At 71.3% G+C, this 26964-nt stretch carries 22 protein-coding genes; 9 read left to right on the top strand and 13 right to left on the bottom strand.

The annotated features are described in order from the left end of the window. Positions 1-93 precede the first annotated feature (93 nt). From AB0H21_RS16645 to AB0H21_RS16630, 4 genes are all read right to left on the bottom strand, one after another. Positions 94-708: a hypothetical protein gene (locus AB0H21_RS16645; protein WP_358517033.1), complete on the bottom strand. Its 615-nt coding sequence runs from the start codon at positions 706-708 to the stop codon at positions 94-96. A gap of 290 nt (positions 709-998) precedes the next feature. Further along, positions 999-1742 (bottom strand): class I SAM-dependent methyltransferase, encoded by a 744-nt coding sequence (locus AB0H21_RS16640; protein WP_358517031.1) that lies wholly within the window; start codon positions 1740-1742, stop codon positions 999-1001. Positions 1743-2088: 346 nt separating this feature from the next. After that, the gene (locus AB0H21_RS16635) at positions 2089-2289 is read right to left on the bottom strand and encodes a DUF397 domain-containing protein (protein ID WP_358517030.1); all 201 of its coding nucleotides are present in this window, start codon (positions 2287-2289) and stop codon (positions 2089-2091) included. Further along, positions 2282-3103 carry a helix-turn-helix transcriptional regulator gene (locus AB0H21_RS16630; protein ID WP_358517028.1) on the bottom strand — a complete coding sequence of 274 codons (822 nt, stop codon included), beginning with the start codon at positions 3101-3103 and terminating at the stop codon, positions 2282-2284. Before AB0H21_RS16630 ends, AB0H21_RS16635 begins: the two co-directional genes overlap by 8 nt. A gap of 240 nt (positions 3104-3343) precedes the next feature. Here AB0H21_RS16630 and AB0H21_RS16625 point away from each other — a divergent pair, with 240 nt between their 5' ends. Beyond that, complete coding sequence (locus AB0H21_RS16625; RefSeq protein ID WP_358517026.1) at positions 3344-3877, top strand: ATP-binding protein; 534 nt, start codon at positions 3344-3346, stop codon at positions 3875-3877. Positions 3878-4172: 295 nt separating this feature from the next. On the opposite strand, the gene AB0H21_RS16620 is transcribed toward AB0H21_RS16625, so the two are convergent. Then, a complete protein-coding gene (locus tag AB0H21_RS16620; protein WP_358517025.1) occupies positions 4173-4685 on the bottom strand; it encodes a hypothetical protein in 513 nt (170 codons plus the stop codon). 289 nt (positions 4686-4974) lie between these two features. Here AB0H21_RS16620 and AB0H21_RS16615 point away from each other — a divergent pair, with 289 nt between their 5' ends. The 5 genes from AB0H21_RS16615 to AB0H21_RS16595 all read left to right on the top strand — a co-directional run bounded on the left by AB0H21_RS16615 (position 4975) and on the right by AB0H21_RS16595 (position 10735). Continuing rightward, the gene (locus AB0H21_RS16615; protein WP_358517023.1) at positions 4975-5718 is read left to right on the top strand and encodes a dienelactone hydrolase family protein; all 744 of its coding nucleotides are present in this window, start codon (positions 4975-4977) and stop codon (positions 5716-5718) included. 28 nt (positions 5719-5746) lie between these two features. Then, positions 5747-6025, top strand: a complete 279-nt coding sequence (locus AB0H21_RS16610; protein WP_358517022.1) for a DUF6295 family protein — start codon at positions 5747-5749, stop codon at positions 6023-6025. Positions 6026-6178: 153 nt separating this feature from the next. Continuing rightward, positions 6179-8095 carry a Na+/H+ antiporter NhaA gene (nhaA, locus tag AB0H21_RS16605; RefSeq protein ID WP_358517020.1) on the top strand — a complete coding sequence of 639 codons (1917 nt, stop codon included), beginning with the start codon at positions 6179-6181 and terminating at the stop codon, positions 8093-8095. 64 nt (positions 8096-8159) lie between these two features. After that, positions 8160-9131: a helix-turn-helix domain-containing protein gene (locus AB0H21_RS16600; RefSeq protein WP_358517019.1), complete on the top strand. Its 972-nt coding sequence runs from the start codon at positions 8160-8162 to the stop codon at positions 9129-9131. A gap of 83 nt (positions 9132-9214) precedes the next feature. Continuing rightward, complete coding sequence (locus AB0H21_RS16595; protein WP_358517017.1) at positions 9215-10735, top strand: DJ-1/PfpI family protein; 1521 nt, start codon at positions 9215-9217, stop codon at positions 10733-10735. Between the two features lie 100 nt (positions 10736-10835). On the opposite strand, the gene AB0H21_RS16590 is transcribed toward AB0H21_RS16595, so the two are convergent. Continuing rightward, the gene (locus tag AB0H21_RS16590; RefSeq protein ID WP_358517015.1) at positions 10836-14906 is read right to left on the bottom strand and encodes a Pls/PosA family non-ribosomal peptide synthetase; all 4071 of its coding nucleotides are present in this window, start codon (positions 14904-14906) and stop codon (positions 10836-10838) included. 45 nt (positions 14907-14951) lie between these two features. Then, a complete protein-coding gene (locus tag AB0H21_RS16585) occupies positions 14952-16337 on the bottom strand; it encodes a diaminobutyrate--2-oxoglutarate transaminase family protein (protein WP_358517014.1) in 1386 nt (461 codons plus the stop codon). A 785-nt stretch (positions 16338-17122) separates the two neighbouring features. Between AB0H21_RS16585 and AB0H21_RS16580 the strand changes: the two genes are divergently transcribed. Continuing rightward, positions 17123-18160, top strand: coding sequence for a YafY family protein (locus AB0H21_RS16580; protein ID WP_358517012.1), 1038 nt, complete (start codon positions 17123-17125; stop codon positions 18158-18160). Between the two features lie 78 nt (positions 18161-18238). Here the strand turns inward: AB0H21_RS16580 and AB0H21_RS16575 are convergent, their stop codons facing one another. Continuing rightward, positions 18239-19222 (bottom strand): SDR family oxidoreductase, encoded by a 984-nt coding sequence (locus tag AB0H21_RS16575; protein ID WP_358517010.1) that lies wholly within the window; start codon positions 19220-19222, stop codon positions 18239-18241. 180 nt (positions 19223-19402) lie between these two features. Here AB0H21_RS16575 and AB0H21_RS16570 point away from each other — a divergent pair, with 180 nt between their 5' ends. Next, positions 19403-21817 carry a LuxR C-terminal-related transcriptional regulator gene (locus AB0H21_RS16570; protein ID WP_358517009.1) on the top strand — a complete coding sequence of 805 codons (2415 nt, stop codon included), beginning with the start codon at positions 19403-19405 and terminating at the stop codon, positions 21815-21817. A gap of 156 nt (positions 21818-21973) precedes the next feature. On the opposite strand, the gene AB0H21_RS16565 is transcribed toward AB0H21_RS16570, so the two are convergent. Genes AB0H21_RS16565 through AB0H21_RS16555 form a run of 3 tightly spaced genes read right to left on the bottom strand, consistent with a single transcriptional unit; the run spans position 21974 to position 22908 of the window. After that, entirely contained in the window at positions 21974-22138 is a 165-nt protein-coding gene (locus AB0H21_RS16565; protein ID WP_358517008.1) for a hypothetical protein, read from the bottom strand. 42 nt (positions 22139-22180) lie between these two features. Further along, complete coding sequence (locus AB0H21_RS16560) at positions 22181-22681, bottom strand: ATP-binding protein (protein ID WP_358517006.1); 501 nt, start codon at positions 22679-22681, stop codon at positions 22181-22183. A 14-nt stretch (positions 22682-22695) separates the two neighbouring features. Then, complete coding sequence (locus AB0H21_RS16555; RefSeq protein ID WP_358517005.1) at positions 22696-22908, bottom strand: DUF5999 family protein; 213 nt, start codon at positions 22906-22908, stop codon at positions 22696-22698. A gap of 415 nt (positions 22909-23323) precedes the next feature. Here AB0H21_RS16555 and AB0H21_RS16550 point away from each other — a divergent pair, with 415 nt between their 5' ends. Further along, positions 23324-24190: a chitosanase gene (locus AB0H21_RS16550; protein ID WP_358517004.1), complete on the top strand. Its 867-nt coding sequence runs from the start codon at positions 23324-23326 to the stop codon at positions 24188-24190. Positions 24191-24276: 86 nt separating this feature from the next. On the opposite strand, the gene AB0H21_RS16545 is transcribed toward AB0H21_RS16550, so the two are convergent. Together AB0H21_RS16545 and AB0H21_RS16540 are read right to left on the bottom strand one after the other, a co-directional pair. Further along, positions 24277-24648, bottom strand: coding sequence for a DUF742 domain-containing protein (locus AB0H21_RS16545; protein ID WP_358517002.1), 372 nt, complete (start codon positions 24646-24648; stop codon positions 24277-24279). After that, positions 24645-26942 (bottom strand): nitrate- and nitrite sensing domain-containing protein, encoded by a 2298-nt coding sequence (locus tag AB0H21_RS16540; RefSeq protein WP_358517000.1) that lies wholly within the window; start codon positions 26940-26942, stop codon positions 24645-24647. Before AB0H21_RS16540 ends, AB0H21_RS16545 begins: the two co-directional genes overlap by 4 nt. Positions 26943-26964: the final 22 nt, after the last annotated feature.

The raw sequence follows: 26964 nt of genomic DNA, 5'->3' as shown, positions 1-26964 counted from the left end.
CGTGGCGGTGCTGGTCCGAGGCTTCGATCGGTTCGAGGATGGTGCGGTGGGGGGAGATCGTGGGAAGGCGGCCCTGGCGCAGCCCGGTCGCGGTCAGTTGAACGTGATGCGGAACTGGTAGTTGTCGCCGTAGGTGGAGCCGCGGATGGTGAACGCCGCGCCGCCCGAGCTCACTCGGCCCGAGACCGTCGCCCCGGCGTTGACGGCGTAGACGAACCGGGTCGAGCCGAGGTTGCGGCAGGGGACGATGGCCTTCTCCCCGTAGAAGTGGTTGAACGTGGCCCCCTCCGCGCGGTGGCTGTCGACCAGCTTGCCGGACCAGGAGGTTCCCGATCGGCCGGTGACCCAGTAGCCGAGCAGCAGCCTTGGGTCGCGCGGGTTGCCGCCGATGTCGCGGCCCGACGTCGTGACGATGGTGGCCGAGCCGAACTGGAACGACCCGACCTGCCCGATGTTCCCCACGTACAATTCCCAGTAGAAGGGGTTGCGCTCGACACGGCCGGCGGCGGTCTTACGCGGACCGGTGACGAACCTGGCGGCCGCCTTGTACCGGCTGGTGCCGATGAACCGGTGCTCCCCTCCGAAGGAACCCCCACAGTAGTCATAGGAGTCGACCACCACGGTGGCGGTGCCGCGGTAGACCTGCAGAGCGGATTGCGCGCCGGCCGCCGGACCGGCCGGGAGCGTCAACCCGAGTACGGCGGTCACCGACGTGACCGCGGCTAATACGAATTTCCGTGCTTTGCCCTTCATAGAGCAACCCCTCCTTGTCGTGCCGCTGATGGTCACACAAGGAGGGGCTCGCGAATACGCTAAAAATACTGCTTTCGCGGGAAGCGCTGACGCGTTCTTCTCCGGCTCCCGCCCAAACCCCAAGACAGAGGCTCCGCCTCAGCACCTCCGACCCTGGAGCCTGAGTGATCGGAACCGGCCGGGCCTCCGCGTCGGTCGGTTCGTCCTTACGCGCGACCGCTATACGAAGGGCGTGTGGCCGAGGGTCAGCCGGTTCGTTGGAGTAGGAGGGTGACGAAGCCGAGGATTCCTCGGTAGCCGTGCAGCCACATCGCGCGGTGCTCCAGGGCGGCCGCGCGCGCTGCGGCGGCGTCCGGGCCGGGGTTCTCGTTGGCCCAGCGCAGGAGCGTTCCCGTCCAGGACCATTCGTAGTCGTCCCATTCGGACTGGTCGCTGGTGTACGCATAGACCGTGTCGAAACCGGCGGATTCGGCGGCGGCGACGGTACCCGGCAGGTCAAGGAACTCCGACGGTTCGGCGCCGAGTCGGGTGAGCGCCTCCGGCGTCGGCTCACGCTCCCAGAACCCCTCGCCGATGAGCGCCAGACCGTTCGGCCTCAGGTAGCGCCGTACGCGGTCGACGGTGGGGCCGAGTCCACCGAACGCGTGCGTCGCCCCGACGCAGAGCACCAGGTCGTACCGCTCGGCCACCGGGAAGTCGGCGGCCGGCATTTCGTGTAGCCGGATGCGCTCCCAGACGCCCTGGGCTTCGGCATATCCCTCGGCCGCCTTGAGCCCGTCGGCGGAGATGTCGACGCCGTCGGCGGTCGCGTCCTCGTAGAGTGCCAGCGCGCGCAGCGTCCAGGCCGCCTCACCGCAGCCGAGGTCCAGGATCCTCGCCCCCTCGGGCAGCCGGGCCCGGCGCAACAGCCGGGTCACATGCGCGCCGGACACCGGAGCGGCGATGGGATGGTCTCGATGGGCAAGGTGGCTGATGAACTGGCGTTCCATGGAACAAATCTGTCGTATCCCCGCAGGCCACACCAGCCGTTCTGGTCGCACATCCCGAACCAGCCACGTCCCGTCCCGGGATCCCCCGGCGAGTTCGGGTGATCGCGGGACGGACCGGTTCCCGGTGAGGAGCTTTTCCAAGGGGCTGCGGGCCCGGGGACCGGAGGGCGTTACAGGGATGGACGGGGGTCGTCCACCGGCGCCACCAGTGCGGAGCTCGGCGTCGGGCGGGGAGATCGTTGTCCTGCTCGGCCGCCTGCCACAGCACCGCGTTGTGGGGAAGAGCCCTGCGGATGGAGCGAGGGCTCTCCCGTCATTGTGGTCGGCTACGTTCAGGTTGGAGGGATCAAGCGTTCAGTGCGCCGAACTTGAGGCCGGTCACGAACGTGGACCACGCGCTTGGGGTGAAGCCCAGGGCGGGGCCAGTTGGGATCTTGCTGTCTCTGACCGCGATGAGTCCGGGCAGATTCGACGCAACCTCGACGCAGTTGCCCTGGTCAGTGCTGTGGGAGCTCTTGCGCCACTGTGCGTCCCGAAGGTTACCCACCTTGGTTCACCGCTTCCTGAATGAGTAGGAGTGACTGCTTGAACGGTAGAGCCTCGGCCCGGATCGTGTCGTATCGGGCCGCGAGCTCGGCGATGATCTGGCGATCGTCGATGGGCCTCCCGACAGGCTGGGAGTCCGCGTAGGCAGCGTAGGAAGAACCGTTACGTTCGGCGATCATGAACCCGCCCGCCAGCCCACAGTGCTCACCAGCGTTAATCGGCACGATCTGTATGGTGACGTGGGAATTCCGGGCGATGATCAGCAGGAACTCTAGCTGTTCCCGCATCACTCCGATGCTGCTTATAGGGCGCTGGATGACCGCCTCATCCATGATAAAGGTGACGAGCGGAGGATTCTCTTTGTGGAGGATCGACTGTCGCTGCATGCGGCCCGCTACTCGTTCCTCCAGTTCCCCGTGGGTGATGCCGGGCGAGGTCGCCATCACCGCGCGGATGTACGCCTCCGTCTGCAGCAGACCGGGTACGAGCATCGGCTCCCAGCTTTTGAGTGTCGTGGCCTCTGCCTCTTCGTCCAGCCAGGGTCTGATGTATTCCGGTGCCTTATCCCAGGTTGTGGCGATGTAGAGGCTGAGCATGGTGCCGTCGAGTGCGAGGGCTCGGTCGCAGGCTCGGGCGAAGTCCTCGGTGGGGGCACGGCTGAGGGTCTCGACCATGGCGACGAGGGAATTTGAGAAGCCTATGCGGGAGGCCAGGGCCTGTTGTGAGAGTTTGGCCGCCTGGCGATATCGCCGCAGCTCAAAGGCGAAGAGGGCGCGGGGAGACTCGCTGGGGTCAATGTATCGCTTGGGGGGCATATTTCACCTTTTCGTCGGACGTTCTCCAATGCTCACTGACATCCTCACGTGGAAATGTGATAGTGCGTGAGGATGAATCGCTACTGATCGTAGCCGCTTGGTGTCACTCTGGTAGGGCGAAGTCTCCACGACGCGCGGTCCTACGGCGAATGAAAAGGCGAGCGCATGCGAACAGGAAGACTGCTAGGCGTCACAGAGCTCAAGGGCATTCCCGAGTCGGCCGGACTCGCGCGCACGTTCGTGGGTGAGAGGCTCGGCCGTGCGCACCCCGCTCTGGAAATCGTGACGTTACTGGTATCCGAAGCGGTGACGAACTCCATAGTCCATTCGGACTCCAAGAACGGCGGGAAGATCACTCTTGCCATCGCAGACTGCCACGACTTCATTCACGTCGACGTCGTGGACGCGGGCGGCAAGGAGGTTCCGCGCGTGCGTGATGACGAATTAGGCGAGGGTGGGCGCGGCCTTCAGATCGTGCAGGCGCTCGCGTACCGCTGGGACGTCCACGAGGACGCTACGAGCCGAACCGTTTGGTTCCAAGTGAAGTACGAAGGTGCGAACGACGCCTCCCGCGCCTTGCCTCGGCAACAGGAATCCACGGATCCTGGGGAGACGGCCCTGAAGCGGACGGCCAGGCGCGCCGCCTGGACCGTCGCCGAAAGCCTCGCGGTCGAGCGGGCCCGCGCCCGCCGTTTCGAGGCGCGCTGGGGTCGTGCGTGGGAACGGCCCGACGTGACGGCCGATTCACGGGGCGGCGAGCGTTTCCTCTACTAGGCGATCAGCCCTTTACCAGCTGACCGCCCCCTTGGACTGGAGCGATGGCGAGGTGAAAGCCCCTATGCCGGATGAGGGGCACGTCTTCCCCCGGCCTCGCCGTCGCTCCACATTCGGTGCTCGCGTCGGCTCGCAGGCGCCGGTTCGTCTAGTGCTGTGATCACGAACGTTCACCGGGTTGTCCGCCGTACGGCGGCGCCGGATTCGCCGTCCGCCTTCCCTCCGACGCGGCGCCGTGGAAGAGCCACGCGGTGAGCACGTGAGAAAGGCACGGCGAAGGTAAGCGGTCACCGCGCTAGCCGCAGTATTTCCACGTGCCTTCTGGTGTGCCTCCGTGGACGACGGGCTGGGAACCGATTCTGATCGCTCCGGTGAACTGGACGCAGAGGCCTTCGGCGGGGGCGTACACCGGGCCCGCGAACCACTTGTACTTCGGGCTGCCGTCGGCGATTCCGATGTCAGGGCCGTCGTACTTTCTGTTCCTGTTCTTGTCCACGTAGAGGGCGACGTACAAATAGCTCGACTTCCCGACGTAGCGGTCCGCCAGCCGGGCTATCACGCACTTCCTGTGCGCCGTGGGGCTCTGGTACAGCGTGACGGTGCCGTACGAATTCCCGTCCTTGGCGCCCGTCGCGATGGGATAGGTGGCCACTTTGCGGTACGAATTCCCGCAGGCGCCCTGGGGAAAGGCCTGCGCGGGACCGGCGGACACCAAGGTGAGGACTGCCGCGGCGGCCACGGTCATGCCGCCCGCCATCCAACGAGTGATCTTCACGTGCGCGAGCCTGACTGCCAGGGGGATGGTCATCGAATATCCGTAACGAGCGAATACGGAGGTGATCACGCTAGCATGGCCGCTTTTTGCGCTTGGTGACGTCGTTCGAGAATCACAGCTCAACGTGCGGTACGCCTCCCCGTCCATCAACTGATTCGACGCCCTGCGCAGGTGCGCCGCGGCCGTGGGCTGATGGGCATTCCCGGAGGCCGCTGTCGTCCTGATGAACGGGCGCTTCGCGTTACCTGTGAGGTGACGGGCGGTGCGTGCGGAGGTGTGTACTGGGGACAGAATTGCCTCCTGCGCTGTGAGAGGGAGAGATATGGGCGACGCGATGTGGGCCGGGACGGTCACGATCCCGGGATACGAGCAGGCCGGGCTGGAGGCGTATCTCGCCAGGCCGCTGGACGATCGGCCGCGCGGGGGTGTCGTGGTGATCCACCACATGCCGGGGTACGACGAGGCTCACAAGGAGATCGTCCGCCGGTTCGCGGCGAATGGATACGCGGCGATATGCCCGAATCTTTACTCGCGGGAGGGGGCCGGCGTCAGTCCGGACGACCAGGCCGCCGCTGCCCGGGCGAAGGGCGGTGTGCCGGACGAGCAGGTCGTCGGCGACGTCGCCGGGGCCGCCGAGTACCTCAACTCGCTCGACCACGCCAACGGGAAGATCGGCGTGATCGGGTACTGCTCCGGGGGACGGCAGACCTTCCTGGTGGCCTGTTCGCTCGACCTCGACGCGGCGGTGGACTGCTACGGGGCGTTCGTCGTGAACGACCCGCCCGCGGAGTTCCCGCTCAAGGTGAAGCCGCTGCTCTCGAAGGCCCCCGGCCTGTCCTGCCCGCTGCTCGGCCTGTTCGGCGCCGACGACTCCCACCCGGCTCCGGACGAGGTGGCGGTGCTGTCCGCCGAGCTGGACAAGCTGGGCAAGGAGCACGAGTTCCACACGTTCCCGGGCGCGGGCCACGCGTTCTTCTCCGTCGACCGCCCCGCGTACCGCCCGGCCGCCGCGGTGGAGGGCTGGAAGAAAATCTTCGCGTTCTACGGCCGCCACCTCGCCGCCTGAGCCGCCGCCACCTGAGAAGGAGACCGGTATGTGCACCTACGTCACCGAGAAGATCGCGCTGGACGGCGCCGGCAAGGGCGGGTCGGGCTGGTTCACGGTCCGCGAGGGCCTCGTCTACGTCGACCACCCCTACCACGCGTGCCACGAGCACACGGTGAACATCGACTTCACCAACCCGGACGAAGGCCCCTCGGCGCGGGTCGCGGTCGAACTGACCGAGGAGTCGGCCCTGGCCCTGATCGAGGCCATCCAGAAGGCCCTCGCCCTGGCGCCCCCGGGACTGGCCTCCGCCCGTAACGGCAGGTAGGGGACCTCAACCGAAATCCCCGTCCCCGCCGCGGCTCCCGCCCCGATCTCGCCGATGCGGGGCCTTTCGTACGGAGGCGCTCGGCGTCGCCGCCAGGCCGGGGCGTGCCGGGCCGCGGGAATGCGCCGCCGCCGCTCGACGTCAGATTGAGACGTGACGGAATTTCGGCAAGCCGCAGCCCCCCTCTCCGGACGGACCGCATGGGCGCGACGATTCGACACGCCCCTGCGCGAGTTCCTCCGTACCGAGACGGGCAGCGCCGCGATCCTGCTCGCCGCCACGGTCGCCGCGCTGGCCTGGGCCAACGTGGACGCGCGCTCGTACGAGGCCCTGTGGAGCACGGACCTGTCCATCCGGTTCGGCGGGTCCGGCGTCGCGATGGACCTGCGGCACTGGGTGAACTCCGGCCTGATGACGTTCTTCTTCTTCGTCGTCGGGCTGGAGGCGCGGCGCGAGTTCGACATGGGGGAGCTGCGCGACCGCCGCCGGCTCCTGCTGCCGGTGGTCGCGGGCATCGGCGGCATGGTCGTGCCGGTCGTGATCTACCTGCTGTTCAACGCGGGACGGCCGTCGGCGCACGGCTGGGGCGCGGCGATGTCGACCGACACGGCGTTCGCCCTCGGCATGCTGGCCCTGGTCGCGTCCCGCCTGCCCGCCCGCGCGCACACGTACATGCTGACCGTCACGGTCGTGGACGACCTGGTCGCGCTGGCCGTCATCACGATCTTCTACAGCGAGCACGTCTCGGGGCCCGCGCTCTTCGCCGCACTGGTGATCTTCGCGCTGACGCTGCTGGTCAAGTTCACCCGCCTGCGCAACGGCTCCGTCTACGTGATCCTCGGCGTCGGTGCCTGGGTCGCGCTGTTCATGTCCGGCGTCGAACCGGTCGTGATCGGCCTCGCCATGGGCCTGCTGACCTACGCCTCGCCCGCGACGCGCGGGGACCTGGAACGGGCCTCGGACCTGTTCCGGCTGTTCCGCGAGCAGCCGACCGCCGAGCTCGCCCGCTCGGCCAGCGCCGGGGTGGCCCAGGCGATCTCGCCGAACCACCGGCTGCTCCAGCTCTACCACCCGTGGTCCAGCTACGTCATCGTGCCGCTGTTCGCGCTGGCGAACGCCGGGATCCCGATCAGCGGCGGCTTCCTCGAACGGGCCTTCACCTCGCCGATCACCCTCGGCATCCTCGCCGCGTACGTCCTCGGCAAGCCGGTCGGCATCGTCGGCGCGACGTGGCTCGTCAGCCGGCTGACCCGCGGACGCGTGCGGCCGCCGGTCGGCTGGGCGGCCGTCGCGGGAGGCGGCACGATCGCCGGGATCGGCTTCACCGTGTCCCTGCTGATCGCCACCCTGGCCTTCCAGGGAGAGCGACTCGAGGAGGCCAAGTTCGGCGTGCTCGCCGCGGCGCTGCTGGCGTGCGTGCTGACCTGGGTGGTCGGCCGCGTGACCGCCATGCTTCCGAAGCCGGTCAAGGTCCGGGCGCTGCTCGGCACCGCCGAGAGCATCGTCGACCTCAGCGCCCCCGTCGACCCCCGCCGCGACCACCTGCGCGGGCCGGAGGACGCGCCGGTCACCCTGGTCGAGTACGGCGACTTCGAGTGCCCCTACTGCGGCCAGGCCGAGCCGATCGTCCGGGAGCTGCTCGCCGACTTCGGCGACCTGCGCTACGTCTGGCGGCACCTCCCGCTGCACGACGTGCACCCTTCCGCGCGGCTCGCCGCCGAGGCCGCGGAGGCGGCGGCCGCGCAGGGGGCATTCTGGGAGATGCACGACGTGCTGCTGGAACACCAGGGCGACCTGCTGATCACCGACCTGGCCGGCTACGCCGAGAACCTCGGGCTCGACGTCGAGCGGTTCCTCGCCCACATCGAGGAGCACGCGGGCACCAGGCGGATCGAGGAGGACCTCGAGTCGGCCGACCTCAGCGGGGTGTCCGGGACGCCGACGTTCTTCGTCAACGGGCGGCGGCACCACGGCGCGTACGACATCGAGACGCTGTCGGCGGCCGTCCGCACGGCGAAGGCGCGCGCGTACGCGTCCCGCGTCGGCGTCTCGTGGCGGGGGAGTGCCTGATCCGTCCGGTGTCCAGTACCTGCAGCCCTCCCGGGCGGCGGGCGACGCGACCTAGCCTGGTCACGTGAACGGGCGACAGAAGGCCACCGGGCTGGTGCTGGTGCTGGTGCTGCCGCAGGTGAACCTGCTGGACCTCGGCGGCCCGGTGCAGGTGTTCGACGCGGCGGCGAGCCTGGGCGCCGGGTACCGGCTGCGGTTCGTCGGCGCCGAGCCGGACGCGACGTCCGCGCAGGGGCTGAGGCTCGCGGGGCTCGACGGCCTGCCGGAGATCGCGCCTGGCGACCTCGTCCTGGTGCCGGGCCCTCGGCTCACGTCGGCGCGCCCGGAAGCGCCGCTGGTGTCCGGCACGGTCACGCGGTGGCTGCGAGAGGCATACGAGAACGGGGCCAGGATCGCGTCGGTGTGCAGCGGCGCGGCGGCGCTCGGCGAGGCCGGGCTGCTGGACGGGCGCCGGTGCACCACTCACTGGTCCCTGGTCGAGGCGATGCGGCTGCGCTACCCGGCGGCCCGCGTCCAGCAGAAGGTCCTGTACGTCCACGACGGTCCGGTGAGCACCAGCGCCGGGATCTCGGCGGGGATCGACCTCGCGCTCTCGCTGGTCGAACGCGACCACGGTCCCGCGCTCACCGCCGCCGTCGCCCGGGAGCTCGTCATCTACATGCGCAGGGACGGGTCCGCCGCGCAGATCAGCCCGTTCCTGCGGTACCGGTCCCACCTGCATCCGGCCGTCCACCGGGTCCAGGACCACCTCGCGCAGCATCTGGACTCCGCGCACACGCTCGCCGAACTGGCCGCCGTCGCGCATCTGTCCCCGCGCGGCCTGAGCAAGGCGTTCAGCGCCGCGATCGGCATCAGCCCGCTGGAGTACCAGCAGCGGCTGCGCCTGGAACGGGCCGCGGCGCTGCTCGCCGAGACGGACCTCGGCGTGGAGGCCGTGGCGGTCCGCTGCGGGTTCCGCGACGCCCGCCACCTGCGCCGACTATTCGCGGCCCGGTACGGCATGCCGCCGTCCGCCGCCCGAGTGAACCGTTCCTGACCATCCCCCAGGAGGCCGCGCCCGCCTGCCCGGCCTCCTGGGGAGAGCCCTGTACTGAATCGGAAGCCGGAAGAGAGCCCGCCATGACCAGTTCTCGCCATGCCCGCACGTTGCCGGGCCGATCCCCCACGATGCCCCCCTCTGCCCGCAAGCCGCCAGGCGTCCTGCGGCGTGCCGGGCGCGTGCTGCTGGCCGTGCTCCTGACGGCCGCCACCCTGGGCGGGATCGGCGCCGCGGGCGTCGCCACCGCCATGGCGCAGAGCTACGCCGGGGCCGGTGAGGACATGCCCGCCGCGCCGCCCGCGCCGAAGGCGATACCCAAGGGGAAGATCACCGTCGCGGTCGTCGTGAGCAACGCCGGGTCGGTGACGGCCGACGTCCTCGCCCCGTACGAGGTCTTCTCCCGTTCCGAGCGGTTCGTCGTGTACACCGTCGCCGCCCGGCGGGTTCCGGCTCCGCTGTCCGGGGGGCTGCGCCTGCTGCCCGATCACACCCTGGACGAGGTCGACTCCGGCGCGATCCCCGAGCCGGACGTGGTCGTGGTCCCCGCAGTCGTCGACCCGGCGGGCGCGGCCGAGGCGCCGCTGCGTGCGTGGATCACCGCGCGGGCGCGGCACGGCGCCCGCGTGCTCGGCGTCTGCGCGGGCTCGGCCCTTCTCGCCGCCACCGGCGTGCTCGACGGCCACCGGGCGACGTCCTTCTGGGCCAATATCGACGGGCTGCGGGCCGACTATCCACGCGTCCACTGGCTGCGTGGTGAACGCTATGTCGAGGACGGCGAGATCACGACGACCGCCGGCATCACCTCGGGCACGGTCGGGGCTCTGCGCCTGGTCGAGCGGCTCGCCGGCGCGGCCGAGGCCGGGCGGATCGGCGCGGAGCTGCGCTATCCCGGCTGGAGGCTGGACGGCCCGACCGCGATCACCGCGAACCGCCTCGTCCCGTCCGACCTGCCCTACGCCCTGAACGCGGCCTTCCCCTGGCTGCGACCGACGGTCGGCGTCGGCCTGTCCGACGGCGTGGGCGAGATCGACGTCGCCGCCGCGTTCGAGGTCTACTCGGGGGTCTCCTTCAGCGCCCGCGCGATCCCGGTCGGCGCCAAGGAGACGGTCACCACTCGGCACGGCGTCGTCCTGGTCACCGAGCCCGCCGGCGAGGCGGTTCCGGCGCTGGACCGCCTGCTCATCCCGGGCACCGACGCGGCCGGCGTGGCGGGGGGCACCCCGAGGGCGGGGGAAGCAGGTGGCGCGGCCGGGCCCGGAACGGGCACCGGAGGTCCGGTGGATCCGGTGCTGGCGCGCTGGGCGTCGGGGCGGGGGCTCGTGCCCGAGACGCCCGGGGGCGGGCGGCGGGCGGCCGAGTTCGGGTTCGACCCGGTGCTCCGCGACCTCGCCCGGCACGCCGACCGCGCGACGGCCAGGATCACGGCGAAGTTCTCCGAATACCCGATCGACGGCCTGCGCCTGGAGGGGCCGGTCTGGCCCTGGCGTTCCACCATCCTGCTGGCCGCCGCCCTGGCCGCCTCCGTCTTCGTCGGCCTGACGCCGACGCTCGTCCGCCGGGTCCGCTCCTCCAGAGCCCGGGACCGGCGCGCGGCCGGGTGAGGCGCGCGGTCTGAGTCGCGGCGAGCTTGGCGACGTTCGCGTCCCACGAGCCGCGTCCGGCTTCCCGGTGAGGACGCCGATCGGACGGCTGCTCGGCTGATCAGGGCGTGATCTGCACGGCCGGGTTGCCCCGCCAGCGGGCGCCGGCGGCCAGTTCCTCGCCTTTCATGAGGAACGAGTCGGCGTCGAGGGTCGCGCCCTCGCCCATGGTCACGCCGTAGTGGACGAGGGCCTTGATGCCGATCGTGCATCCACCGCCGATCACGATATATCCGGACTTGAAGGTGCCGTCCTCCAGCGAGTGCGCCTGGATCAGCGCCCCCTCCGACAACGTGCAGTCGCCGCCCACCGTCACCAGGGTCCGTTCCGGCATGTGGCACCCGTCGTCGAACACACGAGGCCCGAGGCGCACCCCGAGCAGCCGCCAGAGCAGGTTCTTGAACGGCGTGCCGTTGTACACGTCCAGCAGGGTCGTGCCGCTGAGCTTCCAGAACCGCTCGTGCCACCAGTAGTACGGCTGGTAGATCGAGCAGAACTCCGGCCGCAGCGCCCGGAACCCGGTCGAGGCGCGCTCCACCAGCACGAGGAAGATGCCGGTGAACGCCAGCGTGCACAGCACGTCCGCGGCGATCACGGCCGGGCCGAAGCGGCCGTACAGGCTCGTGGCCGCCATGGCGATCAGCGTGGCGCCGAAGACGTACCCCCACCGCACGAGCAGGAACAGGCCGACGGTGACGGCGTTGTGCCGGTTCTTGGCCGCCAGGCGGCGGCGGAACTCCTCGCCGGTCTTCAGGCGGTCGAAGCGGGTGTCGCGCTGCACCGAGCGCGGGATTTCGAAGCACGGCGAGCCGAGCAGCCCGACGTCACGCCGCTCGGGGCCGTCGATCGGGATCATGACCTTGGTCGCGAGCAGGCAGTTGTCGCCCGCCCGGCTTTGCGCGGGGTAGGCGATGTCGTTGCCGAGGAACGTCCGCGCCCCGATCGCGGCGCGCGAGAGGCGGAACGAGGTGCTGGAGTAGTCCGCGTTGATGATCGACAGGCCGTCGGAGACCATCGTGCCGCTGCCCACGGTGGCCAGGTACGGCGTCTCGTGCTTGAGCTCCAGGCCGAAGTTGGACCCCGTCTGGTCCACCGCCGACAGGTCGTACCCGAGGCGGCGCAGGAAGTGGACGATGGAGGAGCTGTCGCCGAACAGGCGGTTGAGGAACGCCGAGTTCGTGAACCGCGCGACGGCGCGGTGCGCCCAGTAGTGGAAGCCGTAGAGCGGGTAGACCCTGCCGGGCGTGAGCGCGAGGTTCAGCAGCCGCGGCACGGTGGTGACCAGCGCCAGCCCGGCCGCCACGACGCCGAAGAACAGCAGCGCCGACGCCGCCAGCGCCTCGCCCACCAGCCCCCACCCGCCGGCGTCCTCCCCGGCGAGCCCGGCGGGCTCCAGGACGAACGTGCCGAGCGCGTAGGCGCCGCCGATCGTCAGCGGCATGACCACCAGCAGCGTGCCGAGCAGTTGCAGGGCGCCGTAACACAGCCGGCGCGCGGTGCCGCAGGCGGTGGGCTCGACGAGCCGGTAGTCGGTGTCCGCAGGCTGGGCGGGCGAGCCGTGCCAGCGCTCGCCGTCCGGCACCCGCTGGCCGGTCTGCAGGGAGGACGTGTGGCCGAGTTGCGCGCCGTCGCCCATCCGCGTCCCGATGTCGATCACGGTGAATTCGCCGACCACCACGTCCCTGCCGAGGGTCACTGGCCCGGTCTCGATCATGCCCGCGCGGGCCCGGTAGCAGCTGAAGTACGCGTCCTTGCGGATCACCGTGCCCGCCCCGACGGTGAGCAGGTCGGTGCAGACCGGGACGCGGCGCGACAGGATGACCGCGCCCGGCCCGATCCTCGCCCCGAGCGCCCGCAGGTACATCAGGTACAGGGGCGACCCGGCGAACAGGACCATCGGGCTGTGCCGCACGAGGGTCTTCACCGTCCAGAACCGCAGGTAGGCGAGGCCCCAGACGGGGATCGCGCCCGGCTTCCACCGGCCGACCAGCGTCCACTTGGCCAGCACGGGGACGGCGGCGAGGCCCGCGAACGTCGCGCCGCCGCACGCCAGCGCCCGCAGGTAGAACTCGGCGGGCCCGGCGGCGTCCGAGAGCCACTCGTACGCGCCGACCAGCGCCAGCCCGCCGCAGTAGGCGTAGCCGAAGAACAGCAGCAGTTGCAGCGCCCCGCACAGGACGTACCTCGCCGTGCTCCCCGCGCGGCGCGGGACGGCCTGGGGTGCGACGGGCGGCTCGGCGGCGGGCTCCGTGGCGGGCTCCGTGGTCGGCTCCGTGATGGGCGCGGCCTCGGTCAGCGCGGCGGCCAGGTCCCGGACGGTGGGGTGCAGGTAGACGTCCTTCATCGACACCGGGGGCAGGCCGCCCTCCTCGCGGACGCGGGCGCAGAATCGCGCCAGGAGCATCGAGTTCGCCCCGAGCTCGTCGAAGAAGTGGCTGCCGACCGACACCTGGTCCAGCCCGGCGACGCGGCCCAGGGTCTCGGCGAGGATCTTCTCCGTGACCGTCACCGGCGCCTCGTACGCCTGCCCGCCCGCCGTCCCCCGGGGCCCGGCGGGCGCGGGGAGGCGCGCGCGGTCGGCCTTGTCGCTCGGGAGCATCGGGACGGCGGCCAGCGGCTCCAGGTACGCCGGGATCATGTACCGGGGGAGGCGGCGGCGCAGGTGCGCGTAGATCTCCTCCCGGTCCAGGTCCGGGGCGTCGTCACGGGTGCTGTAGTAGGCGACCAGCTCGACCACGCCCGGTTCCGGCTCGTGGGTGCCGGCGACCGCCTGGGCTACGCCGGGCACCTCCAGCAGCACGGACCCGATCTCCGCCAGCTCCACGCGGAACCCGTTGATCTGGACCTGGTCGTCGATGCGGCCGTGGTACTCGATCTCGCCGTCGTCGTTGATCCGGCCGAGGTCGCCGGTCCGGTAGATGCGGCCCGACGGGTTGCCCGGCAGGCCGACGAAGTCGGGGACGAAGGCCCGCGCGGTCAGGTCGTCCCGGTTGACGTACCCCCGGGCCAGGCCGATGCCCGCGATGCCGATCTCGCCCGGCTCGCCCGGCGGCACCTCCTCCGGCCTGTCCGGGTCGAGGATCACCACGGAGTACGTGGGCAGCGGGACGCCGAGCGTCACCGGCCTGCCGGGGCGCAGCGTCGTCCAGGTCGCGCTGACCGTCGCCTCGGTGGGGCCGTACACGTTGAGGAACCTGCGGCCGGGCCGGTGCCACCGCCGGACGAGATCGGCCGGGCAGGCCTCCCCGGAGACCAGCAGGAAGCGCAGGCCGGGGACGTCCTCGTCCAGGGTGGACAGCAGGGTCGGGACACAGCACAGGGCGGTGACGCGGTTGTCGCGCAGGTATTCGCCCAGCTCACGGCCGATCAGGCTCGCGCCTGGGGGCCGCGGCACGAGCGTGGCCCCGCACATCCAGGGCACCCAGATCTCCTCCACCGAGAAGTCGAAGGCGATCGTCATGCCCTGGTACACGCGGTCGTCCGCCCGCAGCCCGTACGTCGCGGCGGCGACGCGGACGAAGTTGCAGATCGAGGCGTGCTCGACCGCGACGCCCTTGGGACGGCCGGTGGAGCCGGAGGTGTAGATGATGTAGCAGAGGTCGTCGGCCGGATCGCCGTGCTCCTCGCGGGTCAGGCGGCGGGCGTCCTCGGCGGCGATCGCGTCCTCGGCCTCGTCCAGGCACAGCAGGGCGGCGCCCGGCACGCGGTCGCGCAGGTGGCCGAGGGTGAGCACCATCCGCACGGCGGCGTCGCGCAGGATGTAGGCGAGGCGGTCGGGCGGGAAGCCCGCGTCCAGCGGCACGTACGCGGCGTTGATCTTGAGCACGGCGAGCATGCCGACGTAGGCGTGGACGGCGTGGTCCGACAGCAGCGCGATCCGGTCGCCCGGGCGGGCCCCGCGCCGGATCAGATGGCGGGCCAGCCGGTTGGCCCGCGCGTCCAGCTCGTCGTAGGTCAGCACGACGCCCCCGGCGTCCACCGCGGCGGCGTCCGCGCGGCCCGTGGCCCGCAGCCGGTCGCACTGCTCCTCGAAGAGGACGCCGAGCCGGCCCCCGCCCGGCTCCGGCGCCGATGCGGGCCCGGATTCCGGCCTGGCGCGCCGGACGTCCTGGACATTGGCCTGTCTGATCATGCTGCCTCCGTCAACCCCCACAGGTGCGCGTCGTCGCCGAACCCCTCAGGCCGCCACCAGGCAGCACTCCTCGATGGCGTCGATGAGGATGGAGCAGGCGGTGTCGACGACGCCGGCGGTCACGTTGAGCGGCGGGAGGATCCGCATGACGCTGTCGTCGCGCCCGCCGACCTCCATGACCAGCCCCCGGCGCAGCGCCGCCGCCTGGACGCGGCGCGCCGTCTCGGTGGCGGGGCGGCCGTCGCGCGGGTCGGCGAGCTCGACCCCCCACATCAGGCCGAGGCCGCGTACCTCGCGCACCCACGGGTTCTTCTCGGCCAGCGGGGCGAGCCGCCCGGCGACCTGCTCGCCGCGCCTGCGCACGTTGCCGAGCACGTCGTCGCGGCGGATGATCCGCACGGCCTCCGCCCCGGCGGCGAACGCGAGCTGGTTGCCGCGGAAGGTGCCGATGTGGGCGCCGGGCTCCCAGACGTCCAGCCGCCGGTCGTAGAAGATCACCGCCACCGGCAGGCCGATGCCGCTCAGGGCCTTCGAGGCGACGATCACGTCCGGCTCGATGCCGTACCGCTCGAAGGCGAACCACGTGCCGGTGCGCCCGCAGCCGGTCTGTACCTCGTCCACGATGAGTGGGATGTCCAGCTCGCGGGTCAGGTCGCGGACGCGCCGCACGAACTCCTCCCGGGCGGGGACGACCCCTCCCTCGCCCTGGACCATCTCCATGATGACCGCGGCCGGCCGGGCCACGCCGCCGTTGGGGTCCTTCAGCGCGCGTTCGAGGTAGGTCACGCAGTTGGTGGCGCACGTGTCGGGGGCCAGGTCCAGCGGGCATCGGGCGCAGTAGGAGTACGGAAAGAAGTGGACGCCCGGCACGCCGTTGGCGACCGGCGCCTTCTGCCGGACCAGCCCGCTGAGCGCCATCGCCGCGTGGCCGCTGCCGTGGAAGCCGCCCTGGAAGGCGACGACGTCGCCCCGCCCGGTCGCGATCTTGCACAGCTTGACGGCGGCGTCGACGGCGTCGCCTCCCGTGGGGCCGCAGAAGTGCAGCTTCATGCGGTCGCGCATCGGTTCGGGCAGCATCGACACCTGGGCCTCGGTGAACGCGTCCTTGGCGGGGGTGGGGAAGTCGAGGCCGTGGGTGAGCCGGGAGACCTGCGTCGTCACCACGCGCACCAGCTCGGGGTGGTTGTGGCCGAGGGACAGCACGCCCGCGCCGGTCAGGAAGTCGATGAAGGTGTTGCCGTCGAGGTCGCGCAGAAAGCTGCCGTGGGCGTCCGCGACCGCGATGGGCAGGCGGCGCGGGTAGGTCCGGGCGTCGGACTCGCGTACGGCCTGCCGGGCGAGCAGTTCCGCGGAGCGCGGGCCGGGGAGTTCGCTGTCAACATTGGGCTGCAGGAATAGGTCGTCTTTGGCGCTGCGCTCGGCGAGACTCATCGAGGCTCTCCTCCCAAGGGTGCCGGCGTGCTCGTTCCTTTCAAAAGGTGTCCGGGTCGTCCTGCTCCACGATTACAGATTAACCGGGCATTTCGGAAGTCCCGCCCGGGGGACCGGGTCGGGGTAGAGGGGGCGAACCCGGGCGTCGCGGCCGTGATCAAGGCGGGCGAATTCGCGGGTACGGCGGACGGCGGCGCGGCCGGGGGAACCCGCCGCGATAAAGTCGCGCGGCGGTAAAGCGAGGCTCATGCCTGGGCCGCCTGGTCGATCGTTCGCCCAGGTCAGTGGCTGTAGGGTATCCGTCAAAGGGTCGGCGGCGAGCAGGCCCGGCGTCCACGCGAACACGGGGGACGTCCCGGCGTCGGCATCGGAATCGCGCCGTGACGGGCATCCCGCCGGGCGGTGGGCAAAAGAAAACCCGCGAGTGAAGGCGGCCGGGTAAAAGAGCGTTCACGGCGTCGCGCCTCGCGTCCGCCAAGCGGTTCATCAAATCGCGGTCAGGCGGTCCGGCGGTCCGCGTTCCCATGTTCTCCGGAATTCGCGGCGTATTCACGATCGCCTCTCCCGGCGGGCCCCGCGTGAAACCGCGTTTCCCGTCCGATGACCGCCCTCTGTGCCATTCCATGCCGATCGGCGCCGGGACGGGGGGCGCGCGGCCGATCTCGGGGCCAATCGTTGATCGCGCGGCCAGTTCCCATGATCTTTGGTGTGGTCTTCGTAGATTCGCTGCCCACGCGTCACACGCGCGGTCCCGCACATCAGCGCGGAGCGGCCAGGATGGGAGCATGCGCGCCTCGCGGTTGATCTCCGTTCTCCTGCTGCTGCAGTCGCGCGAGACGATGACGGCCGCCGAACTGGCCCGCGAGCTGGAGGTCTCCCCGCGCACGATCGCCCGCGACGTGATGGCGCTGTCGGCCGCGGGCGTGCCGGTGTACGCCGACCGGGGGCGCCGGGGCGGGTACCGGCTGATCGGCGGGTACCGCACGCGGCTGACGGGCCTCAGCAGGCCGGAGGCCGAGGCACTGTTCCTGTCCGGGCTCACCGGGCCGGTCCAGGACATGGGGCTCGCCGACGCGGTGTCCGCAGCCCGGCTGAAGGTGCTCGCCGCGCTCCCGCCGGACCTGCGGGACGCCTCCGCGCGGGCCGGCCAGCGGTTCCACCTCGACGCACCGGGCTGGTTCACCGAGGCCGAGCCGCCGCCGCTGCTCGCCGCGCTCGCCCGGGCGGTGTGGCGGGACGAGGTGGTCGAGCTGCGCTACCGGCGCGGCCGGGAGGTGACCCGCGTGGTCCGCCCGTACGGGCTCGTGCTCAAGAACGGCGTCTGGTACCTGGTCGCCCACGTGCCCGAGAGCCCCTCCGGTGGCCCCGCGAGCCTCCCGGGGAGCCCCGAGGGCGTGACGGCCGACCGCTGCCGGACCTACCGCGCGGACCGGGTCGCGGCGGTCACGCCGACCGGCGAGCACTTCGCGCGCGACGACGCGTTCGACCTGCTGGCGTTCTGGACGGCCGGGGTGTCGGACTTCCTGGCCTCGCTGCTCACCGACCACGTCACCGTCCGCCTCACGCCCCTCGGGATCCGGGCGCTGCCGAACGCCGTCGCGCCGCCGGCCGGGCGGATCGCCCTGGACGCGGCGGGTGAGCCCGACGAACTGGGCCGCGTGGTCACCCGCCTGCCGGTCGAGTCGCTGGAGGTCGCCTACGGGATGCTGCTGCGGCTCGGCCCCGAGGCTGAGGTCCTGGACCCGCCCGGGCTGCGCGCCCAGGTCGCCGAGGCCGCACGGCGCATGGCCGCGCTGTACGGCCCCGGCGCCGAGCGGCCCTGAGCCTCCTGGCGTGGCGAGCGGCGCCGGGCTCCGGCGGCGACGATCGCGCGGGCCCCGGCCGGCGGAGGGTCGCGTAGGTCAGCGGTAGGAGTCGGCGCTCGCCACCTTGCCCCCGTCGACGACCTCGGTGATGTAGGCCCACGCGTCCGGGCGGCTGCCGTCCAGGTCGGTGAAGCCGTACACCTGGGCGAGCCCGGCGCTGGACAGGGACCGCCCGTTCCAGCGGGCCACATCGGGGTCGGCGGCGAGCGCGGCCACGGCCCGCCCGACGTAGGCGGGCGTCTCGGAGATGCCGAAGTGCGGGTCGCGGGCGACGTGGTCCCGCCAGGTCTCCTCGGTGACCCCGTAGATGTCGAGCATGTTCTCCGAGCGCAGCCAGCCGGGGGTGAGCGCCACGGCGGTGCAGCCGTACGGCCTCAGCTCCTCGCCCTGGCCGTACGCGAGCCTGATCACCGAGGACTTGGCGAGGTCGTAGAACGCCGACAGCCTGTAGTTGGCGGCGTTGTACTCGGCGGTGCCGTCGGTGACCTCCACGAGCAGCCCGCCCGGCCGCCTGATCAGCAGCGGCAGCAGGTAGTGGCCGGTGATCAGGTGGGTGTCCACGGCGAGCCTCAGCAGGCGCAGCCCGGCGTCCAGGTCGTGCTCCCACAGCTTGCTCTGCCACTCGAACAGGGCGTCCCCGCCCCAGATGTCGTTGACGAGGATGTCGAGGCGGCCCCGCTCGCCGTCCACGCGCTCGGCGAGCGCCCGTACCTGGTCCGGTTCGAGGTGGTCGACGCGGACGGCGATGGCGGTGCCCCCGGCCTCGTTGATCAGCTCCGCGGTCTCCTCGATCGTCTCCGGCCGGTTCATCTCCGAGCGGGACGCGCGCGTGGAGCGGCCGGTGACGTACACCGTCGCGCCCGCCGCGCCGAGTTCCCGGGCGATGCCCCGGCCGGCGCCGCGCGTGGCCCCCGCCACAAGGGCGACCCTGCCGTCGAGCGGCCGCTCCGGCGGCCCTTGCGGTGGCCGCTGCGGTGGCCCCTGTGGTGGCCCTGCCACCGGTTCGTGTGTCGATGTCATGAAGGGGATGCTCCCAGCGATATACGACACCTCTTGTCGGGTTTTCCGGGGCTACCCGGGTACATCAAAGCTTTGCGAACCGCTGGGGGTATCGGTGCGTCGTATACGTGCGTAGCGATCGACGCCGGACATAACCTGACTTATGCCGACTTGCGTGCTTTGGCGGATACGGGTCGGCGGGTGAGGCACGAAAAGATCGGGATGGGCGCGATGGCGGTGAGCACCACGAGGTCCCGGCGGACGCACGGGCTCCCGGCCGAGGTCACGAGCTTCGTCGGACGTCGGCGCGAGCTCGCCGAGACCAGGTCGCTGCTGTCGAAGTCCCGGCTGGTCACCCTCACCGGCGTGGGCGGGGTCGGCAAGTCCCGGCTGGCCTGCCGCATCGCCGCCGAGGTCGGGCGGGCCTTCCCCGACGGTGTGTGGTTCACCGACCTGAGCAGTCTCGGCGACCCCGAACTGCTCCCGCTGGCCGTCGAGGACGTGCTGGGCATGCCCGAGGAGGGCGGCCTGCCGTGCCTGGACCGGCTCACCGAACACCTGTCCGGCAAGAAGGCGCTGCTGATCCTCGACAACTGCGAGCACCTCGCGCACGACTGCGCGGTCCTCATCGAGGAACTGCTCGCCTGCGCGCCCGAACTGCGCGTGATCGCCACCAGCAGGCGGCCGCTGCACGTCGGCGGCGAGCGGACGCTGGCGGTGCTCCCGCTGCCGCTACCCGAGGAGGGCGGCCGGAGGATGTCCGTCGACTCGCTCACCCAGGTGGACTCCGTACGGCTGTTCGTCGATCGGGCCGAGGCCGTGCTTCCCGAGTTCGCGGTCACGGACGCCAACCGGGACGCCGTGGAACGCATCTGCCGGTGCCTGGACGGCATCCCGCTGGCGATCGAGCTCGCCGCCGTGCGGCTGCGCGCGCTGTCGGTCCGGCAGCTCCTGGACCGGCTGGACGACCGGTTCCGGCTGCTCGTTTCGGGGTCCCGCGCGGTGCCGCCCCGGCACCAGACGCTGCGGGCGCTCGTCGAGTGGAGCTACGACCTGTGCACCGAGCCGGAACAGCTGATGTGGGCCCGCGTCTCGGTCTTCTTCGGCGGGCTCGACCTGGAGGCCGCCGAGGCGGTGTGCTCCGGCGACGGCATCGCGCGCGAGGACGTCGTCGACCTGGTCAGCGGGCTGGTGGAGAATTCCGTGCTGCTGCGCGAGGAGGCGCCGTCGGGGGTCAGGTACCGGCTGCTGGAGACGATCAGGCAGTACGGCAGGGACCGGCTCACCGAGGCCGGCGCCGAGGACGCGCTGCGGCGGCGGCACAGCGCCTACTACCGCGAGCTGGCCGGGCGGGCGCGGGCGCACGTGTTCACCGCGGACCAGGTGGAGTGGCTGGCCTGGCTGCGGCTCGACAACGCCAACCTGCGCGGCGCGCTGGCGTACTGCTTCGAGCAGGGAGGGCACGAGGAGGCGCGGGAGGGCCTGGAGATGGCCGCGGACCTGGTGTTCCACTGGAAGGCCAGCCGGCAGGTCCGGGAGGGGCGGCACTGGCTGGACCGCGGACTCCTCGCGGTCGTCGAGCAGGACGAGCTGCGGGCGCGGGCACTGTGGGCGGACGCCTGGCTCGCGCTGATGCAGGGGGACGATGCCGTGGCCGTCCCGATGCTGATGGAGAGCCGCCGGATCGGCGAGCGGCTGGGTCTGGACCAGGTGCTCGCCTACGCCACGCTCTTCTCGGGGGTGGCGTCGCTCTACCAGGGCCACACCGGCCCGGCGATCAAGATGTTCGAGGAGGCCCTGGCGTCCCACCGCGCCGCCCACGACGAGGTGGGCGAAGTGGTGGCGCTGACCCGGCTGTGCCTGGCGTACTCCTTGGAGGAAGACTCCGCGCGGGCGTTGAGCTGCGGCCAGGAGGCGCTGGAGATCTGCGAGGCCCGCGGCGAGCTCTGGCACAAGGCGTACGCGCTGATGGCGCTCGGCATCGAGGTCTGGCGCCAGGGGGACAGCGCGCGCGCCTCGGTCATGGTGAAGCAGGGGCTGCGCGTCAACGGCTCGATCGACGACTGGATCGGCGTGGGGGTCTGCCTGGAGGCGCTGGCGTGGACGGCCTCGGGCGAGGGTGACCATGAGCGGGCGGCCCGGCTGTTCGGGGCGCTGGACGGCATCTGGCAGGCCGTGGGCCACCGGCTGTCGGTCTTCAGGTACCTGACGCGGTACCACGACGAGTCCATGACGCGGACGCGGGACGCGCTCGGCGAACCGGCGTACCGCGCCTCGGCCGCGCAGGGCGCCCGGCTGTCCCTGGACGAGGTGCTCGCGTACGCGATGGAGGAGCCCGCGCCCGGGCTGGAGTCCGTGGGCGCGCCCGAGGCGGCCCCCTCGCCGCTGACGCGCAGGGAGACCGAGATCTCCCGGCTCGTCGCCGAGGGGCTGAGCAACAAGGAGATCGCCGCGCGGCTGGTCATCGCCCAGCGCACGGCGGAGGGGCACATCGAGCACATCCTGGGCAAGCTCGGGTTCCACTCGCGGGCGCAGATCGCGGTGTGGGTGGCCGAGCAGAGACGGGCCTGGGACGGCACCGCGTCCCGGCGGCGCGGCGCCTCGCCCGAGTCCTGAAACCCGAGAGCCCGAGGCCCTGAGGCCTGAGAAGGGGGCACCGGGGCTGAGTGGTGTGGGCGGTCCGTCTCAGCCCCGGTGCGGTGGGGGAAGCCAGGGGATCGAGGGGAGACCGGCCCATTCCGAGCCGGGGCGGTAAGCCTTTGCCGTACGGTCTCAGTAAGGAAGGACGCGTCCGGACGGGGTCCGCAGGTCGGGCATGTCCTCCGCGGCGGCGCGGGCGCGCTGCCTGCGGACGCGGACGCGCCGGTGGGCGTGTAGCCTCCCGGCGGCGTTCGGCGGGTCCACGCCCTGGTCGTCCGGTCTTCGCGTCTCTCTCATGTCTGCATCACCGTTCCTTGTACGGCCTCACGCGGCACGGCCTCACGCGGTCCGCTCGGCGTCCTCGGCCGTGCGGGCCGCGGATTCCTCGGTGACGGGCAGTTCGAACCAGACGACCTTGCCGGTGGGGACGCGGTAGGTGCCCCAGGAACCGGAAAGCGCTTCCATGAGGTACATCCCGCGACCGCCCTCGTCGCCGTCGTGGGCTTCGCACACCCGCGGGAACGCGGGGTTGGTGTCCTGCACCTCGCACCGGAGCACGCCGTCGACCATGGTCACGGTCATGACGGCCGCCCACGCGTGGCGCATGGCGTTGGTGACGACCTCGCTGACGAGCAGCTCGATGATGCCGGCCTGGTCGCCCTGCTCCCCGATGCCCCAGGCGGCCAGCAGGTGGCGAACCCGCCTGCGGGTCTGCGGCACGGTGGCCGGCTCGGGGAGCAGGACCCACGTCGCCTGCCTGCCGCGGGGGCGGGCCGGGCGGATGTGGAGCACCGGGCCGAAACGGCGCAAGGTGTCCATCGCGGGTGCTCTCTCGGTCATCGTCATTGTCATCGTCATGCCGCCCGTTCGTACGCTTCGCGCCCGTAGGGGACCTGGTGGAGTGGAGGAACGCTGCGACCGTCCGGCAGGAGTTCGCCTGTGTCGTCGAAGACCACCACGCCGTTGCACAGCAGGCCCCACCCCTGCTCGGGGTGGAACGCCACCAGGCAGGCGGCTTCGTGATCGACGGCATCCGCCGGCGGGCACTGAGGTTGGTGTTGACACATGGCTGGCACCTGATCCGATTGGTCTCTTCGTGGCGTTCTTTGCCAACACGTCGAGCATCTCCCGACGACCCCATACCTAGTAACGGGACATCTACCCACATCGCTACCCATTCCGCCCAAATAGGTACCGTTTCTTTACGTTGAGGCCTCCCTCATGGGGGTCCGCATGACCCGGGCGCGTGGTTGGGAAAGCGCTCGCCCGCTGGGACGTCCGGGCCGCGGGTCGCCTCCGATGTGAACGCACGGGGCCGTTGACACATATGTGGTCCTAGTGCTTCCATTTGTTAGGTAACTTTCCTAACTTCGCCGGAGGCGCCCCCGTCTCCGGCCAGACCGCCACAGCCTCCCGGCGGCGCGAGACGGCCGTACCCGGCTCGCGCACACCCTCGTCAGGAGCGGCGAAACGGAGAGACAGGTGCGCATCCCCCCGCAAACCACCCCCCGCAGGGCCGCGTTGCTCGCGCCCGTGCTGGCCGCGGCGCTCGTCCCGGCCGTCGTCGGCGCGGTTGGGATCGGCGGCACCGCACACGCGGCCGCCTCGGTGATGTCCGCCCCCGCGCGTGCGGCGGCCGTGGACCTCACCGACCCCCACAAGAAGGACATCGCCATGCAGCTGGTGTCGAGCGCGGAGAACTCCTCGCTCGACTGGAAGGCGCAGTACAAGTACATCGAGGACATCGACGACGGCCGCGGCTACACGGCCGGGATCATCGGCTTCTGCTCCGGCACCGGCGACATGCTCGACCTCGTCGAGCTCTACACGCAGCGCAAGCCGGGCAACGTCCTCGCCAAGTACCTCCCGGCGCTGCGCAGGGTCAACGGCAGCGACTCCCACAGCGGCCTTGACCCCAACTTCACCAAGGACTGGGCGACCGCCGCCAAGGACTCGGTCTTCCAGAAGGCGCAGAACGACGAGCGCGACCGGGTCTACTTCAACCCGGCGGTCCAGCAGGCCAAAGCGGACGGCCTGCGGGCCCTCGGCCAGTTCATCTACTACGACGCCATCGTCATGCACGGGCCGGGCAACGACAGCGTCAGCTTCGGCGGCATCCGCAAGACGGCCATGAAGAAGGCCAAGACCCCCGCCCAGGGCGGCAACGAGACGACCTACCTCAACGCCTTCCTGGACGCCCGCAAGGCCGCCATGAAGACCGAGGAGGCCCACAGCGACACCAGCCGGGTCGACACCGAGCAGCGGGTCTTCCTCAAGGCCGGCAACCTCGACCTCAACCCGCCGCTGACCTGGAAGGTCTACGGCGACAGCTACACGATCAAGAGCTAGCGGACATGGCACGGGTTCCCTCCGGGCAGGGAGGGGACCCGTGATCCATGACGAGCCCGTGCGGATCGCCCGCCCGGACGTAGGGGTCACAAGGCCCGCAGGCCCTGGATCACCTCGCGCAGGATGTGTTCCTCCGGAAGCTGCGACACGTTCGCCGGGGCGCGTACGGTGACGAGCTGCTGGTCGCGTAGATCGCCCAGCAGGACGCGGACCACGCCGAGCGACAGGCCGCTCTCGGAGGCCAGGTCGACCACCGACGTCGGCGCCGCGCACATGCGCAGGACGCGCAGGTGCTCGGGGCCGAGCCCCGGCTGGGGCCGCCCGCCGGGGACGGCTCGTACGATCGCCACCATGTCGAACGCGGGCCCCGTGGGGCGGGTGCGGCCCCGCGTGACGGTGTAGGGGCGGATGATGGGGCCGGCGTCCTGGTCGAGCCAGCGCTCACCGCCGTCGTTCACGTCCGGTCCTCCTCTCCGTCGCGCGCGCGCTGCCAGCCTGCCCGGAACGAGGAGAACATGTCGGGGGTCGGCTCAAGGTGCTCCCCGCCGCCGGGGCCTTCCGCCGCGCCGCCGGGCTGCGGCGTGGCGGCGTCGCGCAGCTGCGGGGCGAGGTTCGCCTGCCGCACGCGGTGGGGGAGGCCCGCGGTGCCCTTGGGACGCCCGTTCGCCGCGCGCCCGCCGTTCCCGTCCGTGGTGTTCCGCGCCGCCGCTTCCCCGTCTTCCCCGTCGTTTTCCCGGTCGCCTGAGCCGCCCGCGACCGCGAGGCCGCCGGGCGTCCTGCCCCCGGGCTGGCGGGCGTGGCCCGTGCCGGCCTCGATGGCCGCGATCCGCTCCACCGAGTAGTGCTCCCGGGGGACGGACTCGGCCGGGGTGACCAGGTCCTCCGGGATGAGGACGATCGCCGTCGTGCCGCCGTACGGCGAGACGCGCAGCGAGACGCGGATGTCGCGCCGCGCGGCCAGGCGGCCCACGACGAACAGGCCCAGCCGGTCGCTGTCGGCGAGGTCGAACTCGGGCGGATCGGCGAGTCTCGCGTTGATCTCGTCCATCTCCTCCGGGCTCAGCCCGAGCCCCCTGTCCTCGACCTCGATCGCGAACCCTCGGGCCACGGCCTCGCCGCGCACCTCGACGTGGGTGTGCGGCGGCGAGAAGATCGTGGCGTTCTCCACGAGCTCGGCGAGCAGGTGGATGACGTCGGTGGCGGCGTTGCCGCTCAGCGCCATGTCCTCGGGCACGGCGACGTGCACGCGCAGATAGTCTTCCACCTCTTCGACCGCCGCGCGGACGACGTCGAACATCGGCACCGGAGTGCGCCATCCGCGCCCGGGGACCGCACCGGACAGGATGATCAGGCCCTCGGCGTGCCGGCGCATGCGCGTGGTCAGGTGGTCGATGCCGAACAGCTCGTCCAGCAGGTCGGGGTCGGTGACCTTGTGTTCGAGGGCGTCCAGCATCGAGAGCTGGCGGTGCAGCAGCGACTGGTTGCGGCGCGCGAGGTTGAGGAACACCTTGCCGACGCCCTTGCGGATCTGCGCCTGCCCGACGGCGGCCTCGACCGCGGTCGTCTGCACGGACGTGAACGCCTGCCCCACGATGACGATCTCCTGGGTGGTGCCCGTGGCGATCGGCGGGGTCTCCGCGGCGACGTCGACGTCCTCGCCCCGCCGCAGCCTCCGCACGACCGAGGGGAGCCTGCGGTTGGCCAGCTCCAGCGCGACGCTCTGCAGGATCACCAGCTCGGCGGTGATGCGCCGGCCGAAGCGGACGCATACCCACAGCGAGAAGCCGATGCCGATCAGGCCGAGCGCGGCGGCGACGCCGATCCGCCACAGGATGCCCATCGCGATCGGCTTGGCGCGGTCGATGATCTGACTCGCCGCGACCCTGTTCTGCCGCTCGAAGAGCCCCGTGATGGCCTGGACGTTCTCGGCCCAGTTCGCCGAGGCGGCGGGCAGCGCCCTGCCGGGGGTGACGTCCTGGCTGATCTGGTCCTCGATGGAGGAGAACTTCGTGTAGGCGTGGGAGTTCTGCAGCACCAGGTACGGCTGGCGCAGCTCGTCGTCCAGGAGTTCGAACCCCATGTCGTACAGAAGGCGGCGCTTGGTGACCATCGCGGCGAACGCGGTCCGTTCGTCGGCGCTCATCGTCCCTGTGCCCACGGTGGCCACGACCAGGGCCGCCTGCTGCCACATGAGGTCGCGGCTGCGGTCGATGAGCATGACGGCCCGCGTCAGGGCGCCCAGCTCGGGGTCGCCCGCGAGGCGCACGCTGCCGTAGACGCGGGCGACGGCGTCGGCGAACACGTCGTAGGCGTCCAGCGTGAGCAGCGGCGTGAAGCTCCTGGCGTCGACGCGGGCGCGGATGTCGGGCAGCCGGCCGGTGACGGTGATCAGCTCGATCGCCCGCCGGTAGATCGGCATGTCCGGCGCGTCCTGAACGCCGCCCGGGAGCGCGTCGTGTTCAAGCATGGCACGGGCCTGGTCGGTCCTGGCCCGCTGGGCTTCCAGGGCGGTGCGGTCGCCGGAGCGCGATCCCAGGTAGGCCAGCGACTCGTAGCGCTCGCGGTAGAGCTGCGTCGACAGGTTCTCCGCCGGGATGATCACGCGGGTGTAGATCGTCTGTACCTGAAGGAGGTCGAGCCCGCTCTGCACGGTGATCGTCGCCGCGAAGGCCCAGACCCCGACCAGGGAGATCATTGGCACCAGCGCCAGGGTCAGGATCTTGAACTTGATGGATCTCGTACGCCCACCCATGAGACCTCGCTGGGGAGCCGCA

This window comes from Sphaerisporangium sp. NPDC051011 (genome assembly GCF_040653595.1).
Classification (GTDB): Bacteria; Actinomycetota; Actinomycetes; order Streptosporangiales; family Streptosporangiaceae; genus Sphaerisporangium.
This window is presented reverse-complemented; position numbering and strand designations above follow the sequence as displayed.